Raw genomic sequence first — 17,501 nt, 5'->3', positions numbered from 1 at the left:
GCGACTCGCGACGTACCGGATTTCGTCCGTCCGCTGGCTTACGCTCCCGGCCGGCCAACGGAGAGGCGGTGACGTGGACGACCTTGTGGGAACCCTGGTAGTAGTGCGTGGTTTCGAGCACCTCGGAACAGGGCGAATCGCCTCGGTCAGCTCCGGGATGGCGCGGGTCGAGTGGTTCGAGTCCGTCGCCCAGCCAGTGACCCACGTGGAGGTGGTGCCACTTGGGGACTGCAGCCGCAAAAAGTTGGTGACGCAGACGCGGGCGTACTGGCGGCGGGCGGACCGGTGGTTCGTCGGTCGGGTCGTCTGGGGTGACGGCACGCGCTATGCCCTTCGCTTGCCGAACAGCGAAGTCGACATCCCCGTGCCGGAGCGGGAGTTGTTCGTCCGCTGGAACAGGCCCGTAGCCGACCCCATGGATGTTCTCATCGCCGGTGGCGCCGAGTCCCCGTACTTCCGAGACACCCGCATCCCGTTCTTCGCCAACCTCGTCGCGCAACGGGCCGCTTCTGGCGGCCTTCCCTCGCTGCTGTCGAGCGCAGTCGAGTTGTATCCGCACCAGCTGCGCGCCGCGAGGCAGGTGCTCGCTGACCCCGTTCAGCGTTACCTCCTGGCCGACGAGGTCGGCCTCGGGAAGACCATCGAAGCGGGCTTCGTGCTCCGCCAGTACCTACTGGATACCCCCGATGGTTCCGTACTGGTCATTCCGCCGGAGGAGTTGCGCCGCCAGTGGCAGCAGGAGCTCCGCGACAAGTTCTTCATCGACGACTTCCCGAACGCGTCGATCCGCATCAGCAGTCACGAGTCGCCGTCGGCATGGGACCGTCAAGGCGCCGTGGGGTTGGTCGTGGTCGACGAGGCGCATCGTCTCGTCGACTCGGATGAGGTGTACGCCGCGCTGAGGACCCTCTGCCTCAGGTCAGAGCGACTGCTGCTGCTCTCCGCCACGCCCGTCCTGCACCGCGAACAGCAGATGCTTCGCCTGCTCCACCTCCTCGACCCGCAGATGTACGACCTCGACGACGTTGAGGGGTTTACGGCGCGGGTGCGTAGTCGGCATGAGGTCGCGATGGCGTTCTTCGCCCTGGATCCCGAACTCTCCTTCACGGTGCCCGATCACATCGCCACGATCAGACGAGCCTTCCCCGGGGACCCGTTGTTGGCGAATCTATGCGATCGGGTCGACGCGGCGGCTGACGCCGACGCTCAGGAGGAGCTACGTCGCGGGATTGAGCACCTTCGGGCGCACGTCAACGAGGCCTACCGGTTGCACAGGAGGATCATCCGGCAACGGCGTGAAGCGGTCGTTGGTCGCGACTCCTGCGGACCCGACAGCCCCCCGTTCGAGGTGACCGGCCGGCAACGCCCCTCGCCCCTCCTGTTGGAGCACGACGCTTGGGCGGAGCGCGACAAGTTCCTGGAGACCTGGCGCAACGCCGTGCTGCAGGACATCGAAGATGGAGGCAACGACCCCGAGGCCCTTCGCACACTCGGCCGGGTCTTCAGCGATCTGTTGGATGCGGGCAACGACCCCCTTTCGCCGTTCGGCGACGTCCTGCGGTCGCGTCTCAGTGGCGAACAGTCCGGGGAAGGAGTCGAATCTCCTGCAGCGCTCCACGTCGGCCCGCACGAGGCACGCGTACTGCGCTCGGTCGACACGGACATGGTCGTGCCGGCCGGACTTGTGGCGCAACGGCTTCTGCCGATCCTGAAGCACCACGGCCGGACCGTCGTCTTCGCAGCGGGACCGGTCGGAGCCGCGCGACTCGCCACTGCTTTGCGCGAACGGAGGATCCACGTCGCCACCCATCACCACGGGCGGGACGCCGGGGACAACGAAGAGGACATCCAGAAGTGGTTGAACGGCGACGCGCGCGTCCTCGTGGCCGACGCCACGGCTGAGGAGGGTAGGAACCTGCAGTCAGCGGACGCGGTCGTCCACCTCAGCCTGCCGCTGTCGGTCAATCGGCTCGAACAGCGACTGGGTCGCGTCGACAGGCACGGCGCGCCTGACCCGGCGCGGCAATTCCTGGTGCTGCCGGACGACCCCGAGTCCTACGCCGCCACGTGGGCGCGGACGGCCGTCGACGGCTACAGCGTCTTCGATCGTTCGCTGAGCACGCTTCAGTACGCCCTGGCGGATCTGCAGCAGGCCCAGGGCCGCGTTCTTCTTGAGGAGGGAGCGGGGGGGCTCGAGTCGTGGCGTGCAGAACTGAACTCCACGCTGGAGTTGCGACGCCGCGATATCGCGGCAGAAGACATGCTCGAAGCGTCTTTCGTGTCGGGAGAGCAGGGCGGTCAGGGGTTCCAGCGACTTGACGAGTTAGAGGCGAACTGGCGCGTCGTCGAACGCGCCACCGACACGCTGCTCGCCAGCACGCCCGGCAGCCTCCAGTTCGCCAAGCACACACCGGCGGAGAAGCCCGGCTCCGTGGCCTACTCGCCGGGCAGAGAGACGCTCGTGCCAGTAGATCTCCTGGCTCGAACAACCCGCAACGGGTCTTTTATGGCGCCAGTCATGTACAACCGCACGGCTGCCCTGCGCCGGACAGGAGTGCGTGTCGCGCGATCCGGCAGCGTCCTGGTCGACGCCTTGCAGCAACTCGTTCAATTCGACGACCGCGGGCAGGCGGCAGCTGTCTGGCGCTTTCGGAAGGAGTGGAAGGGGGAGCCGGGCGTCTTCTTCGGCCTCGATTACTTGGTCGAGGCCGACATCGCCGAAGCGGGGCGCGTCGCCGAGGAATCGCCTGACGCGATGCGAGCGCTGCGGCGCCGGGCGGACCAGCTTCTTCCTCCGTTCCTCATGCGGCTGTGGCTGCCCGCCTTCGGATCCTCACCGGTACAAGACCCGTGGGTCCTCAGTTCCCTGGAGGCTCGGTACAGCCCGGGCAGAGGCGGTGACACAAACCTCTCGTTCCAGAGGCGTGCGCCTCTGTTCGCGCTCCTGAACGGCCCGCAGGGCTTCGTGGAGTCGTGCGAAGTTGCGCGAACGGCCGGACTGGCCGCCGCAGTGCGGCGGGCAGATCTGGAGGAGCGCGCACACGCAGCGGCCGACGCCGCTCGCGCTTCGCTCGATCGCGAGCTGGGCCACCTGGCGGCCCGCCGCAATTCCCCGCTGTTGCTGTCCGACGGTGAGCGGGGTGCAATGACGCCTCAGTTGAGGGACGCGCTGGTGAGGGGCATCGCCCGGCCCAGCGTGGGATTGACGTCCGTCGCTCTGGTCGTCCTTGCCTCTCACGGATGGACGCCCGGTGACGAGTGAAGGCGTCGAGCAGGATCCACTTCTTGTCCTTCGTCAGGGGCTGGACGGCACGCCCATCCCGGACAGCGTGCGCCTACACCTTCCAGGGCCGCACCGTCGACTCGTAGACGCCGTCTCGGGGGGCGACTCAGCGGGTCATGCCGATCTCGCAGTGCTCATCCGCCACGTCCTCGGCTGGGAAGCCGCGCGGGGTAACCAGTTGCCAGTGCTGATCCCGGAGTCGCTGGTTGTCCCCGAGACGCTTGCTCGGTCGGGGCTCGAGGCTCTGCCGTTGCAGGGTGGCCGGTGGGAGATCTCGCTGCCTGAGTTGACCGCCGCCGGCCCGGTGCCGGCCGAGGCGTTGCGCAAGGTGTACGAGGAGGATCTGGTCCGCCTTCCTGACGAGGTTCCCAGCGATCCCTTCTGGCGTCGCGCCGTGGGTTACGGCACCTACCAATCACACGGCCAGAAGCAGATAGCTCGCAGCCTCCTGCTGTGCCCGCCCGGCGGCACGGTCATCGCCACGCTCCCCACGGGAGCCGGCAAGACGAGCGTCGCTGTTGCGCCGGCATTGCTCGCCAGCGAAGGTGCAGCGGTCACAGTCGTCGTCGTTCCGACGACGGTCCTCGCGCTCGACCAGGAACGCCGAGTTCGAGAACTTCTGGCCGAGACAAGGCAGTCGGGCTCCACCTCGGGCCGCTACGCCTACATCTCCGAGATGGCGGGCGATGTCAAGGCGCAGATCCGCGAGGATGTGCGGTCGGGGCGCCAGCGCGTTCTGTTCACCAGCCCCGAGGCTCTAGTAACGGGGCTGTCGCCGGCTCTGCAGGAGTCCGCCAGGTCCGGCTACCTGGCGTACTTCGTCGTCGATGAAGCGCACATCGTCGACCAATGGGGGACCGAGTTCCGACCGGAGTTCCAGACCATCGGGGCGTTGCGGCGCCTACTGGTCGATCTCGCCCCCGAGGGACGCGCATGCGTCACCCTGCTGATGAGTGCGACGGTGAGCGCCGGTGCGGCGCGAACACTGGCAACGCTGCTGTCCGGGCCGGGTCCGACGCACTTCGTGGCCAGCACCGTCCTGCGGTTCGAGCCGGAGTACCTGCTCGGCGACCTGCCGAGCGAAGGTACCCGCCGGTCCGCCGTCAAAGATGCCCTCGCTGTGCTGCCACGGCCGGCGGTGCTCTACGTGTCAACACTGGAGCAGATCGTCGAGTGGAGCGCTCTGCTGGCCGACTGGGGCTACCGACGGGTCGCCACGGTTCACGGCAAGGTCGGGGCTGCCGACCGTGCGCGGGTGGTGGCGGGTTGGCGGGGAAGGGACACCGCAGGACAGCCGGTGCCCAGTACCTGCGACCTCGTCCTGGCCACGTCTGCCTTTGGCCTGGGCGTCGACATCCCCGACGTGCGGGCCGTCATCCACGCCTGTCTGCCTGAGACTGTGGACCGGTACTACCAGGAGGTGGGACGCGGTGGGCGCGACGGACGGCCGTCGCTGGCGTTCCTCGCAAGTGCGCCGAAAGATCGCGATGTCGCCGAAGGGCTGAATCGCGATCGAGTCATCACGGTCGAGAAGGGACTCGACAGGTGGGCGCGGATGGCCGCCACAGCAACCCGTATGGACGCGACACACCTCGTCGTGGATCTCGATGTCAGGCCGGCGAACGTTGTCCACCAGGGTGACGAGAATCGGCGTTGGAACCTCCGAACCCTCACGCTGATGCAGCGCGCGGGTCTCGTGGTCCTCTACGCGACGGAGTGCAAACAGGACGGCCTGAGCCAGCCCGCAGACCAAGAGAAGGCTGAACTCATGGTGCGACTACTTGTTGATGAGCACCTCGACGAGCAGTACTGGCGCACCGTCGTGGAGCCGGTCCGTCAGGCCACGAGCTCTTCGGGCCAGAGGTCACTGCGGGCAATGCGCCGACTGCTTGCCGGCGACGAGTGCGCGGGTCGTCTGCTGTCGGAGCACTACAGTTGGAACAGCGACGTGGGGCGCTCTCGCGTTCCTGCCGCCTGCCGCGGGTGCCCGTGGTGCCGTCGCCACGGGACGCCGCCCTACAGTTCACTGGCCCCGCTGCCGCCGGTCCAACCTTGGAATGAAGCCGAACTCCAAGACTGGCTCCCGGACACACCCAGTCGCTTCTCGGTCCCCCTCAGCGTCGTTCTTGGAAGGTACGACGAGTCGGTGCTGCACGCCGTGTTACTACGGTTGCTCCGGGCAGGCTTTCAGCATGTCTTCGATCAGGGTGCAGTCGTCCGTCAACGAGTGATCGACCGATTGCAGGGCCAGTTCGTACCGCGACCGCTTCTGTGGGACACAGGGTTAGAACTGCCTCTCTTGGCACCGCCCTGTCCGCGCGTGCTGCTGCTGTCGCCGACGGCAGTGGTCGCTCCGGACCTTTCGGCTTGGAACGACGATGGCGTTCCCGTTGCGGTTCTGCACCCAGAGGAGATGGCGGACCGTGAGCGGCCGCATACGACCTACACCGAAATGAACCCGCCGTCCATTGCAGTGCGGCGACTCCTAGGGGAGAACTGAGTGTCACTGTTGGACCCGCCGAACATCCTCCCGAACGCGATGTTCCTCATTTGCAAGGCTCTGGCGCCGCGAGGCCCATTCGACCGTCGACGACTGCGGGCGTTACTCCAGCCTAGTTCGCTCAAGTTGCGCCAGAGCGGTACTAACTCTTATGACGCCGCACTCCGGGCTCTCGTCGACCTCCGAATGGTCGAACGGTCGGACGACGAGGTCACGTTGACCGAGGGAGTGACGACCACCTCGCCAGCACTCTTCTATGTCGATCTCCTGAGGGCGGTCATGGCAACGGCCCTAGACCCAGAAGGGCCATCGCAGGATCTGCTGAGGGTCCTGACTTGGTGGGCCGCGCAGGATCCGTACGGTAGGCCTTTCGACTGGACCACTGCAGAGAGGCAGATGGTCCGTCAGTACCAGGATCCGGCGAGGCGGCCCGTGACTAACAGCAACCCGTATAACTCTTTTGCGAGGTGGGCGGTTGCTCTCGGCTTCGCCGAATGGAGTTCTGACAAGATCGTGCCTGATGGAACGCGCGCAGTGCGGACTGTCAGCACATCGCTAGGACCCCGAGGTTCCGTGCCAATCGAGACGTTCCTTGCCGATCTGCGAGACCGACTGCCCGTAATCGACGGAGGACGATTTTCTCGCGGGGAGCGACAATTTCTACATGATGATGCATCTCTCAAAGTCGACGGAAGGGCGGTCGACACATACCTGACGCACGCACTGCTGCGCTGTCATGAAGACGGAGTCATCACCTTGTCCGCCCCGTCGGACGCCGACCAGCTTCTGCTGAGCGATGGCGCGGTGGGCGTGCCTTGCAGCCACGTCGAAGTTAAAGCGGGAGTGGCAGCGTGAGCGCCGATGCCCGGATCTATGCCGGGTACCGTTGCTGGCGTCCGGACTGGGTCGACGAGACCATCAGCACGGAGGCTGTGACGTCGAGCCCTGCCGTATTCCTCGCGACGCACCGACCACTTCAGATCGCGCGCACACCGGTACAGACGACGGACCTGCAGGACCGCAGCGCCGTGCGCGTCGTTGATGAAGCGACTGTGCTCAAAGACTTCGTGCAGCGCAGGCCGGTTAATGGCGTCCTCATCATGCCGGTGGTCGGGCAGAGTGGCACCGGTAAATCCCACCTCGTCCGATGGATCCGCGAGCACCTGGAAGAGCGAGCGGACCGCCGAGTCGTCTACATCGAGAAGACAAATACGAACCTCAGTGGAGTGGTCAGAGCGCTCCTGTCCGGCCTTGAAGGCGAGCAGTTCGATGTCATCAGGCAGGAAGTCGACAGGGTCGTCACGGACTATGACGCTCGGCGGTTGCCTGGCGAACTTCTGACGCAGTTGGCCTTGAGCATCGAATTCGCCACGGTCGATGAGACGAAGCCTGATGTCCGGTATCGCCGCGGACTCGTTGGCCCGGGACGCTTGAGCGCCCTGCTGCGGGACGACATTGTCTACACCCGTTTGCTTGCGCCCGATGGGGTCATCTCGCGCCTTGCGAAGGAGATCCAGCAGGGACGTTCCGCCGACGATCCCGACCGACGGTTCGGCTTCGAAGTCAGCGATTTCCCGACGGATCTGCACGACATCGCCAGTGCCGGCGCCGCGGCCCAAGGTCTCATGCGACAACTGGCCGCAAGCGAGGACTTGCTTGCCACGGCCGTCCAACTCCTCAACGAGAACCTCGACCAGGCGGTTCTGCGCTTGGCGAATCTTACGGGCGGACAACTTCAGCAGGCGATGCTGGACATCCGTCGGGAACTCCACGGCAAGCAAGAGATCGTCCTGCTCGTCGAGGACTTCGCCGTGATCCAGGGTGTCCAACGGGATCTGCTCGACGCGATCACCGAAGTCAGCGTTCGGGAGGGCCGGGATGAACTCGCGCCCATCAGGACGCTCATGGCCGTCACTCGGGGCTATTACGAGACGCTCGCAGACACCGTCACCACGCGGGTGGCGGCGGGTGTGCCATACCTGTACGACTTGGACATCACCTTCGGCGAGGGCAAGTCCGAGGTGACGGCGTCGCACTTGGCCGACTTCGCCGCCCGCTACCTGAACGCGGCGCGACTGGGACGCGAGGCTCTGGAACAGGCCCGCAGCGCGAAAGGCCGTGACCCCGAGGCGTGGGTGCCGAACGCTTGCGAGGACTGCCCCTTCAAGGATAAGTGCCACGACGCGTTCGGCGTGTCCACAGACGGGCACGGCCTGTACCCGTTCAACGCATCAGTCCTCGGCCGGACGGTCCGGTCCCGATCGTCGTCCGAGGTCTTCAATCCCCGAGCCGTCCTGGGGCGTGTGCTTCGTCCTGTGCTGGAGAACCACTACGAGGAGCTCGCGGAAGGCAAGTTCCCCCCGGAGTCGTTCTCGCGAGACTTCCCCCTGAACGTGCGAGACCGGCCACTGCTCCCTGAGGTGGTGACCACTCTCCGGCGGAGCGACCCAGTCGACGTCGAGCGGCGAACAGTTCTACTGGAGTACTGGGGCGGCGCCCCAGGCACGGCCGTAAACCTGAAGGAGGGCATCCACGAGGCATTCAAGTTGCCGATGGTTTCGTCCTTCCAAACCGCCTTACCAGATGCCCATGGCTCCGGCGACGAGGATCCTGATCAGGAACGCAACGACCGCGAGTCGCCAGTTTGGCTCAAGCGCGGGATGACCGCCTTGGAAAACTGGTACGGCCGAGGCGAGGTGCTGCCGCAGGACGTTGCGCGGCGGCTACGGGAAGCCATCTCCCAGGCTGTCCAGGGCCGAGTCTCGTGGAACGACGAACTCATGGCGGCTGCCACAAAGGACGAATTGAAGCAGGTGCTTCGGGACAGGAACGCGTTCGGTGTACGCATCGAAGACGCAGCAGGTGAAGCGGGCCAGCAAGAGCCAGGCCCCGCGACCGTCCGCATTGCTAGGAACGATGTCAATGCGGCAATGCTTCGGGCGCTCCTCATGCGGTCCAACGCGGGCCACTGGAACTTCCCCGGTGGCCCGGACCAGGCGCGTCACTTCTCCAGCCTTGTCGACGCATGGGCCTCAAAACTCGTCGCGGGTGTCCGAGAGCTTCGCGGTGCCGATAACGAGGAGGTCGCAGGGGCCGCCGTGTCTGCCTCTCTTGTGAGTGCCCTCGTCCTAGGTGTCGACGGAGCACGCAGTCGCGAGCACGCCGACCTCCTTCGGGCTGTGTTTGACGAGGGCGAAGGCATTGGCAGCCCGGCGGACACGGAGTTGAGGGCCCGTCAGTGGCGCGACATGGCGGCGGCGGTCGTCGCAGTCCGGCCCGCATTGGTAGCTGGGCTCCGAGCAGTCGGTGGCGCCGCCCAGGGGGACGGCCAGATGCAGCTGATCGACCCCGACCGCCTGCTTCCGCACGTGAAGGCCGCCGCGATCGAGCCGGTACTCGAAGCGCCGCAAGAGGCTCCGGGTTGGCTCGTTGCGGCCCTGAAGCCACTCGGCGAGAAACTGGAGGGAGCTGTCGATGCGCAGTGGCAACAGCTTGAGGAGTGGCTCGGGGTAGTTCAACCCGCATTCGGCGGCCCCTCGGATGTGCCGGACGTACTGGCAGGGCTCAATCGGGCCCTCGAGGAGTCCAGTCAAGCTGGGCTCTATGCGGGTGGACGCGCAGGTCCCGCCAGCGAAATGCTGGATCTTCTCACCGCTGCCCGCAAGTACGCCTGGTCCACAGTTGACGACATCGTGACCGCGTTGGAGGCGTGTGGGGACGACAAACTGCGAAGGCTGCGGGAGGCGGCCGTGGACCGAGGGCGCAGCTACGCCGCGATGCGCGATCTCGCTATCCGATCAGATATCTGGCTGGACGGGAGCCTTGATCGCGCGGAGGTACGCCTGAGGGACGACGTCCCGGAGGAGGGCCTGGCTTTGGTAGTCCTGCTCGAGGAACTCGATGAGCACATCCAGCGTCTCGCTGGCGGTGCGTCGTGACGGCTCCGGTGTTGCAGGCAAAGGCGGCCGTCCTGCTCGAGAGGGTTGCGGCGGTCCGCGTGGCAACGGCCGCACGCCAGGATGCTGCTCGCGTCCGTCAACGTCTTGCTAGCCTTCGTGCAACTGCTGCAGAGTTCGAGCGGGCAGAGGCGCTGTTCCTAGCTTGTCGCGAAGCCGATCGGAAGGGCGAGCTGCGCGTCCCGGATCTGGGCCGCCTCGGTGCAGCAAAGGAGGCCTTTCGTTCGGTGCAGCAGGGTGGCGGCGACATTGATCGTGCCGCCTTGACGCTTACCGGCTCCCTCAACGCTGTTCGCGACTCCCTCCGCGCCGCCGCGGAAGAATGGTGGGCGGAATGGGCGCCGGCACAGGTCCAGGATGCGGGCATCGAGGCCATCGACCTCCTGGAACCTGGAGATCAAGATCGGGCGCGGCGTATCGCCGAGAGTCTGCGACGCGCGGCGTCCGAGGTCCCGAAAACGCCAGTCGATGTTTCCTCGTTCCGCTACGACCTGGTTGCGCTCGCCGAGTTGGTCACGGAGAGCAACGTGTCGGACCTGCCCCCTCGCGTGGTCGATCTCCTTCGCGTCCTCGGTCGCCAGGAGTTGAGACTGTCCGATCTCGACGCTGAAGACCTGGAGGCCCTGAAGGAGTTGGGCTACGCGAAGAGGCTTTCGATCAGATGGGGCGGTCTGTAAACGGGCCCTAAGTAGCGCGAATCTCCTGCATCTTACGGTGGGGCCTGTTGCTCACCGGCATCGCTCTGCCTCCCTAACCATCGCCTCATTCCGAGGCTTCCATGTTCGCGCATGCGAGGGTTGCCTGTGTCCTGCGCTGAGGCAAAAGTCGCCGCTGAGTGTACCCGTTCGATGGCTCAGTACCTCATTTACTCCTTCGTTGGCTCAGTCCCGTGATGACGATTGTCTAGCTGCCTTGAGCAGGCGAACCGACCAGGTTGATGAGGTGATTCGTCAACAGGCGGATGTCATTCGGCGTGTTCTGGATCTGATTCCACCGACGGGGACCCGTAGGGAACTCCCACTCCCCAGTGGACCACGGCGCATCGCTGAGTCGGTTGATGGGGGCGCATGCCTGGCCAACATCTCTCAGGGGGACACCTTCCGTCAGGTGGTCCATGAGATAGCCAAGCGCAGCAATGCCCGCGCCGTGCGAGAGGCGTGATCGTCGCGGCGGAAGCCCCCAAGCCGTCGGGAAGGTCGCCTTGACCGTCGCCCAGTAAGTGATCAGGTGCGTGAGCATCTTGGCGACGTCGCCGTCCCCCGTATCGGCATGCCGGTACGCGTACAGCGCCCCGTTATAGATGCTGTTTTCGACCATCCGCAGCACTGCGTTGTCCTTGATAACGCCGTCCGGTTGCGTCGGAGTGGCGATGAGTCCGGCGAAGGGCGAGTCGGGGTCGACATTGAGTCGATACATGACCTGCGCCGCGAGTCGTCGACGCATCAGGGGCAGGGGGAGTTCGTCCTGGGTGGCCGGGAGGAGTTCGTGAATGAGGCCCTTGGGCAGCGGACGGCTGTTATTGACGAGGATGAACTGCGCCCGTTGCTCCTCCTCGCTGGCGATGAACGACACGACGCACACCGGGAACTCGTCGACCTTGGCCTCCCGGATTGCCGCGGTGCGCTGCTGCCCGTCCACGATCCAACCCGGCTTGTCGCCGTCTGCCTGCGCCTCGTCGATAGGCACCACGAGCGTGCCTGCGGCGGAGTAGCCGACCTCGGGCGCATCGCAGGTTATGGGCTCGAAGCGCACCCGATCGTCGAAGGCCACGACGATGGCGTTGGGGAGCAGAGCGCCCGGCTTCTCCAGGTACCTCTGGATTCCGCGGATATGCTTTAGGACCTCGGGCCGCTGGTACCCCTGGAGGCTGGCGTCCTCGTCTCGTCCTACGCGCGCGACCGCGGCGAAGCGGCCCAACTGCTTGCCATCGACGGCGAAGGAGTAGAGCTCGCGTTCGCCCTGCATGACGCGGAGGCAAGGGAGGCGCAGCTCATAACGATCGGCCATCAGTCAGTTTCCTTTGTTGTCTCGGAGAGCGCGCGGACCCGGTCGCCCAGGACGGCGAGGTTGTGGAAGCCGCGGCTCTTGTTTCGTTCGGTGCCGCGGAAGATCGCGATCTGGATGCCGTGCTTCCGGCAGAGGCTGCACTCGCAGTTCTCCCAGGGGCGGTCCAGCAGCGTGCGCCGGTACTCGCCGAGATAGCTGCGCTTGACCGCGAGTAGGCCTTCGTACACCGCGAGCGCTGCGAGGGCCTCGTCGTTGTGTCGAGGGTCTTCACCGGCAGCGCGAAGGCTTTCGAGGCAGTCTCGTTCGGCCTTGAGGCACTCACGCTGGTCCAGTTGGCCGGCCAACACTCGCCGCTTGACGGATGGGTTGGCGTCGACCTGGGGGACCCTGATGGCGACGTAGTGTTCGCCGTTCGGGACCTGGTAGTTGTCGCGGTCATCCATGAACGCTTGGCGGAAGGGCGCGGTGCTGTCGAAGCTCGTGACTCCGTAATCCGAAAAACCAGGCATCGCGTCCAGGCGGCTGATGCCGAGCAGATGCAGTTCGACGTTGGGCTTGCGAATCTCGGCGACGGCTTCCAGGGACGCCAGGATGTCGGGTGTCTTGAGGGGGACCATGCCGCCGAGGGCGATGCGGGTATAGCCCATCGACTGCAACTGATCGACGCTGTCGGCATAGCTTGTCGGGTCCCAACCTTGCGCGGCGCCGACCGGTTCGAACGGTTTTCCGCGCTGGAGGCACTCGTCCAGAAAGTCCTCGGCGTAGCGCAGTGAGATGAGGCGGCGCTCGCGCCAGTCTTCGTGTCCGTTGTTGAGATCCAGGCGCTTGTCGTAGGCCAGCACCACGTGGTCTACGGAAACTCCCGCCTCGAAGCCAACCCCCTGGTAGAAGTCGGCGACTTCGGCGACGCTGTACGGCGGCACCGGTTCGTTGACGTAGTTGAACGCGCCGCAATCACCGAGGGTGTGTGACCCTTTCGGTAGGCGGAAGAAGTTGTCTGCCCCGTAGCGGTAGAGGCGCGAGCGCTGCGGTTCCGAATACTTGCCCGCGCCGCGAGTGCTTCCGTCCACCATGGCCTTGCTAACCAGGATGCCGTCGTACGGTGCTGGGTCCAGCACTTCATGGGCATACCGATCGTCGCGCTGCCTAACTCGGTACGGCGAGTACTCCTCGGTCACGAAGTCGTAGGAGGGGCTGACCTGGTCCTGGCTGTCGGGGAAGTAGAACCTCACGCTGATGCCGTCCGCTGGGACTGCTGGATGTAGAGGCGCACCAGATAGTTGCTCAGCATGCGGATGTCCTTCTGAACGTTCTGCAGGGCGTCCCACGCGACGCCCAGTTCATCCCACTCTCCTGCGGTCCACCGACAGAACGGGGCGATCTTGGCGAGTTCGCGCCGGACGCGATCCTCGGCGTCCTTCTGGTCGGGGTCGACCGTGAGCATGACTCGATCCATGAGGCGCGCCATCGCCCGAAGGCCGGCGCCGTGCATCAACCGTGACTCGGTCGGTGGCAGGCCCCAGGCCTCTGGGAACACCGAGCGAACAGCTCGCCAGTAGCAGAGCAAGAGGCGGTAGATGCCGTCGACGTCGGTCTCGGCCGTTGCCATGTTGCGGTAGGGGTAGAGCGCGCCGGCCGAGGAGTTGAGGCTCTCCTCGATTGCGCTGACGAGCACGGTGTCCGTGACGACGGCCTGCGGACGCTCGTTCTCCGGGGTGGACGCGCGCTTGATCAGCCCGTGGAACGGGGAAGCCGGCTGACGGTTGAGCAGGTCTACCAGGGCGCTGGGGATTCGCTTGGCGCTCATCTTGGGCGACAGCGACGTCCACACCTCCGGCAGTAGTTCGGTGACGAGACCGCGGGGGAGTGGCTGCACGTTGTTGACGCGCAGGAACTGGTCTCGCTGCACCTCGATGTCGTCGGCGATGAACGCGGTGACCGGAACCGGGAGGTCCTGCCGCTTGGTTCGAGCAAGTGCGAGCGCCCGCTGCTGCCCATCGACGAGCCAGCCAGGGCGTGGTTCGCCGCGCTTCGGCAGAGGGATCTCGAGAGTCCCGGCAGCTGCCAGACCGTCGTGCGTCCCCGGCCCGCGGCTCTGCCGAAACTTGACGGTCGAGGGGAGCGCGAGGATTACAGCATGCGGGAAGAGCACCGAATCGCCGTCGAGGTAGTCAACGATCTGGTTGACGTGGCGACGGACCTCGGGTCGCTGGTAGCCGATCAACTGACCTTCCTCATCGCGCGAGATGCGACTGATGTCCGCAACCTCGAGTAACTCCGCCGCGGTCACCGTGAACAGGTACACGGGCGTCCCGGACGGCTGTTGCACAGAGAGGGCACGGCGCTGGAGCACATTCTCGGGAGCCGTCACTGCTCCTCCTCGACTTCTCGATAGAGGCGTGCGAAGCGGGACTGTTCACACGCCGATCCGGACCGCCTCAGTTCGGTCAGCAAAGGTGTCCGGGATGCCTTGCGGATCGCCAGGCTCTGACGGATGAAGGACCGCACCTCGTCGTCGGTCAGCGCCGGCCGGGCAGCGGGTTCGGGCAGTCGGTTGCCTTCCGCCCAGTTCGTCCACCGCTCGTGAGCGCAGGCGCTCCCGATGGGAGCGCCGCCGGCCAACGCCAGGTACTTGGCGGCGGCGCGCGCATTCAAGGTCACCTGCGTGCCACCTAGACGTTGACGTAGACCCTGGCTGGATACGGGCGACGTCTTCGTCGGCCGATGGCTCGACACGACCTCGACCCCCTCGTCGTCGGCCAGGCTCACGAGTTGCTCGTGCAGCGGATCCAGGTAGTTGGGGGACAGGGCCAGCAGGACCTGGTCGGCCTCCTCTCGGATGGCGCGTAGATCGACAGTCGGGCGACCGAGGAAGTCGGTCGCGCGCAAGTCGTTCCACCACGACCGTCGTCCGAGCCGATCCTCGGCCACCTGGTCGGGACCGGCCGAGAAGCTGGCCTCGTAGGCAGGGGCTCGGTGGTCGGCCGGTGTCAAACCAAGGCCCGCCGAGGCGACCCAGAGATCGACGGTGTAGCCGAGACTGCCGGCTCGCGACTCCAGTTCCAGGGCGGACTGCCACATGGGCCCCCCGTACAACGTCCGCAAGGGGAGGCGCTGCTCTTCCGGCAGGCGGTTGAGCTTGCTCGCCCACTCCTGCACTCTGAGGGGGCCAGGCGACAGATGGCGCACCATGGCGTCCTTGGTGGCCGGTCGCCGCTTCGTTGCCGTGCACGAGACCACAACTGCCAGCCGCTTCCCGCCGCGATGAGGCTGCAGTTGTCGCACGGAGGTCAACCTACCGGAGTTGCAGTTATCGTGGACGATCCGTCCTCAGCTGGCGTGTCAACTGCACGTCTTGGCATGCTGTCGGCCTAGGGTCTGATCGACCAAGGAGGTGTGCATGGGCAAGCCAGCGGTGGTCCTGCTCAGCGGAGGACTCGACTCGACGACAGTTCTCGCGATGGCGAAGGACCAGGGCTTCGAGCCTTCGGCGCTGAGCTTCGACTACGGGCAGCGGCACGAAGTCGAGCTAGCGTCGGCCCGGGCGGTTGCGACTGCGATGGGTGTCAAGCGGCACGAGGTGCTTCATGTTGGCCTGGACGCCTTCGGCGGAAGTTCGCTGACCGACGACGCGATGGACGTGCCGGTCGGACGGAGCCACGACGACATCGGCGAGGGCATCCCCTCGACCTACGTCCCGGCCCGAAACACCGTGTTCCTGGCCTGCGCCCTGGCGTTCGCCGAGGTGATCGGTGCCGAGGACATCTTCATCGGCGTCAACGCGCTCGACTACAGCGGCTACCCCGACTGTCGGCCCGAGTTCATCGAGGCGTTCGAGCGCCTGGCGAACCTGGCGACCGCCGCAGCCGTCGAGGGACGTCAGACCGTCACCGTGCATGCGCCGCTCATGCAGATGACGAAGGCGGACATCGTTCGTGAGGGGACACGACTGGCGGTGGACTACTCCACGACGGTCAGCTGCTATCGCGCCGATGAGCACGGGTCCTGCGGGGAGTGCGACTCTTGCTCGCTGCGTCTCAAGGGCTTCGCCGAGGCGGGCCTGACGGATCCCGCCCCTTATCGCTCCCGATGAGGACGTACTTCGTCAAGGAGCTCTTCTACACGCTCCAGGGTGAGGGTGCCCACGCCGGCAGGCCCGCAGTCTTCTGCCGTTTCTCGCGGTGCAACCTCTGGACCGGGCTGGAGAAGGATCGCCAGCGCGCCGTCTGTCAGTTCTGCGACACGGACTTCGTCGGCGTAGATGGCGTGGGTGGTGGCAAGTACCGGGGGGCCGACGCTCTTGCCGACGCGGTCGCGGCCCGTTGGCCTGGGGGCGGCCGCCCGTACGTGGTCTGCACGGGCGGAGAACCACTGCTTCAACTCGACGAACCGGCGATCGATGCATTGCACGGTCGAGGGTTCGAGGTGGCCGTCGAGACCAACGGAACCCAGCCCGCCCCGGCGGGGCTGGACTGGATCTGCGTGAGTCCGAAAGCTGGCGCACCGCTGGTCTTGACCAGCGGTGACGAGCTCAAGTTGGTCTTCCCGCAGGCAGGTGCGCCACCCGAGTCCTTCGCCGGCCTGGACTTCGCTTCCTTCCGCATCCAACCCCTGGACGACGCTCGGAGCGAAGAGAACACCGCGCGGGCCGTTCAGTACTGCCTTGAGCACCCGCAGTGGTCACTCAGCTTGCAGACTCACAAATATCTGAGGATCCCATGACCGAGATTTGGCGGACGTTCTCCTTCGACGCTGCGCACTATCTTCCGAAGGTGCCAGCCGGGCACAAGTGCGGCGGCATGCACGGGCACACCTACAGCGTTGAGGTCCGCCTCCGCAGTGAAGTCGATCCAGTGACTGGCTGGGTCCGAGACTTCGGGGACGTCAAGGAAGCCTTTCGGCCGATCGAGCAGCAACTCGATCACAAGGTTCTCAACGACGTTCCTGGACTCGACAACCCGACCAGTGAGTTGCTCGCTCAGTGGTTGTGGCAGCGACTCCTCCCGACGCTGCCCGAGTTGTACAGCGTGAGCGTCAGTGAGACGCCGAACTCCGGCGTGATCTACCGCGGGGCTGTTTGACCTACCTCTCGCCGACTGTCACGGCGAGCTGTCGTACTCGCCTGTCACTGTGCATTGCGCCAGCTGCCACCTCGGAAGGGGTCCACATGAACCGCCGCCTCCTGGCCTTCGCCTTGGCCTTCGCCCTCCTGAGCACGGTCGTCGTAGCCAACTGGTTGGTGGCGAGGTTCGGGCTAGTCACTGCAGGCTTCGGGCTCCTGGTGCCCGCCGGCACCTACGCGGCTGGACTCGCGCTCGGCCTGCGCGACGCCTTGGACCGCGTCGGAGGTCTCCGCTGGGTCCTGGGCGCAATCGCCGCTGGCATCGTGCTCTCGGCGGTGCTCGCCTCGCCGGCCCTGGCCGTTGCTTCTGCTGTGGCCTTCGGCCTCGGGGAGTTGGCGGACCTGCTGGTCTGGCGACGCCTGCGTAAGGCGGGTTGGCGTCGAGCTCTTTTCGCTTCCAACGCAGTGGGCGCGCTCGTCGACACCTGTGTCTTCCTGCCGCTGGCGGGCTTTCCCGTCACGTTGGCGAGCGTCGGTGGCCAGTTTCTCGTTAAGGCCGTCTACCTGACCGTGGCTGTGCTTCTCGTGATGGAGGGAGTCGGGCGCACAATCCGTGCACGGGCGCCCGAGCAGTTCGCGACTGTCTGACGGTCATCTGAGAGGGCGGGAGGGGCGAGTAACGGTGTCCTCACG

At 65.8% G+C, this 17,501-nt stretch carries 13 protein-coding genes; 9 read left to right on the top strand and 4 right to left on the bottom strand.

Features of this window, described 5'->3' with window-relative positions; genetic code table 11:
• Positions 1 to 73: 73 nt before the first annotated feature.
• The 5 genes from dpdE to ACI79P_RS04560 are packed head-to-tail and all read left to right on the top strand — an operon-like array spanning position 74 to position 10,416.
• Positions 74 to 3,262, top strand: a complete 3,189-nt coding sequence (gene dpdE / locus ACI79P_RS04580) for a protein DpdE (RefSeq protein ID WP_456579843.1) — start codon at positions 74 to 76, stop codon at positions 3,260 to 3,262.
• Positions 3,252 to 5,783 carry a protein DpdF gene (gene dpdF, locus ACI79P_RS04575; protein WP_456579842.1) on the top strand — a complete coding sequence of 844 codons (2,532 nt, stop codon included), beginning with the start codon at positions 3,252 to 3,254 and terminating at the stop codon, positions 5,781 to 5,783. Before dpdE ends, dpdF begins: the two co-directional genes overlap by 11 nt.
• On the top strand, positions 5,784 to 6,638 hold the full coding sequence (dpdG, locus tag ACI79P_RS04570) for a protein DpdG (RefSeq protein ID WP_456579841.1): 855 nt from the start codon (positions 5,784 to 5,786) through the stop codon (positions 6,636 to 6,638).
• Positions 6,635 to 9,721: a protein DpdH gene (gene dpdH, locus ACI79P_RS04565; RefSeq protein ID WP_456579840.1), complete on the top strand. Its 3,087-nt coding sequence runs from the start codon at positions 6,635 to 6,637 to the stop codon at positions 9,719 to 9,721. The genes dpdG and dpdH overlap by 4 nt, the downstream gene beginning before the upstream one ends.
• Complete coding sequence (locus tag ACI79P_RS04560; protein WP_456579839.1) at positions 9,718 to 10,416, top strand: hypothetical protein; 699 nt, start codon at positions 9,718 to 9,720, stop codon at positions 10,414 to 10,416. The genes dpdH and ACI79P_RS04560 overlap by 4 nt, the downstream gene beginning before the upstream one ends.
• 226 nt (positions 10,417 to 10,642) lie before the next feature.
• Here ACI79P_RS04560 and dbpB (ACI79P_RS04555) read toward each other — a convergent pair whose 3' ends face one another.
• The 4 genes from dbpB (ACI79P_RS04555) to ACI79P_RS04540 are packed head-to-tail and all read right to left on the bottom strand — an operon-like array spanning position 10,643 to position 15,031.
• Positions 10,643 to 11,746 (bottom strand): DGQHR domain-containing protein DpdB, encoded by a 1,104-nt coding sequence (gene dbpB / locus ACI79P_RS04555; RefSeq protein WP_456579838.1) that lies wholly within the window; start codon positions 11,744 to 11,746, stop codon positions 10,643 to 10,645.
• Positions 11,746 to 12,978: a tRNA-guanine transglycosylase DpdA gene (dpdA, locus tag ACI79P_RS04550; RefSeq protein WP_456579837.1), complete on the bottom strand. Its 1,233-nt coding sequence runs from the start codon at positions 12,976 to 12,978 to the stop codon at positions 11,746 to 11,748. Before dpdA ends, dbpB (ACI79P_RS04555) begins: the two co-directional genes overlap by 1 nt.
• Positions 12,975 to 14,117, bottom strand: coding sequence for a DGQHR domain-containing protein DpdB (gene dbpB / locus ACI79P_RS04545; RefSeq protein WP_456579836.1), 1,143 nt, complete (start codon positions 14,115 to 14,117; stop codon positions 12,975 to 12,977). Before dbpB (ACI79P_RS04545) ends, dpdA begins: the two co-directional genes overlap by 4 nt.
• A complete protein-coding gene (locus tag ACI79P_RS04540) occupies positions 14,114 to 15,031 on the bottom strand; it encodes a hypothetical protein (protein ID WP_456579835.1) in 918 nt (305 codons plus the stop codon). The genes dbpB (ACI79P_RS04545) and ACI79P_RS04540 overlap by 4 nt, the downstream gene beginning before the upstream one ends.
• Positions 15,032 to 15,146: 115 nt before the next feature.
• Between ACI79P_RS04540 and queC the strand changes: the two genes are divergently transcribed.
• The 4 genes from queC to ACI79P_RS04520 all read left to right on the top strand — a co-directional run bounded on the left by queC (position 15,147) and on the right by ACI79P_RS04520 (position 17,456).
• Positions 15,147 to 15,839, top strand: coding sequence for a 7-cyano-7-deazaguanine synthase QueC (gene queC / locus ACI79P_RS04535; RefSeq protein ID WP_456579834.1), 693 nt, complete (start codon positions 15,147 to 15,149; stop codon positions 15,837 to 15,839).
• Positions 15,836 to 16,468, top strand: coding sequence for a 7-carboxy-7-deazaguanine synthase (gene queE / locus ACI79P_RS04530; RefSeq protein ID WP_456579833.1), 633 nt, complete (start codon positions 15,836 to 15,838; stop codon positions 16,466 to 16,468). The genes queC and queE overlap by 4 nt, the downstream gene beginning before the upstream one ends.
• Positions 16,465 to 16,827, top strand: a complete 363-nt coding sequence (queD, locus tag ACI79P_RS04525) for a 6-carboxytetrahydropterin synthase QueD (protein ID WP_456579832.1) — start codon at positions 16,465 to 16,467, stop codon at positions 16,825 to 16,827. The genes queE and queD overlap by 4 nt, the downstream gene beginning before the upstream one ends.
• 86 nt (positions 16,828 to 16,913) lie before the next feature.
• Entirely contained in the window at positions 16,914 to 17,456 is a 543-nt protein-coding gene (locus ACI79P_RS04520) for a VUT family protein (protein WP_456579831.1), read from the top strand.
• Positions 17,457 to 17,501: the final 45 nt, after the last annotated feature.

Source organism: Blastococcus sp. SYSU DS0510 (assembly GCF_054050835.1).
Note: the sequence above shows the minus strand (reverse complement) of the source record. Positions and strands in the feature narration are given on the sequence as shown.

Bases quoted from the DNA above. Each gene is read 5' to 3' on its own strand.
- ACI79P_RS04520 (WP_456579831.1), top strand. From the start codon at position 16,914: ATGAACCGCCGCCTCCTGGCCTTCGCCTTGGCCTTCGCCCTCCTGAGC.
- queC (WP_456579834.1), top strand. From the start codon at position 15,147: ATGGGCAAGCCAGCGGTGGTCCTGCTCAGCGGAGGACTCGACTCGACG.
- queD (WP_456579832.1), top strand. From the start codon at position 16,465: ATGACCGAGATTTGGCGGACGTTCTCCTTCGACGCTGCGCACTATCTT.
- queE (WP_456579833.1), top strand. From the start codon at position 15,836: ATGAGGACGTACTTCGTCAAGGAGCTCTTCTACACGCTCCAGGGTGAG.
- dbpB (WP_456579838.1), bottom strand. From the start codon at position 11,746: ATGGCCGATCGTTATGAGCTGCGCCTCCCTTGCCTCCGCGTCATGCAG.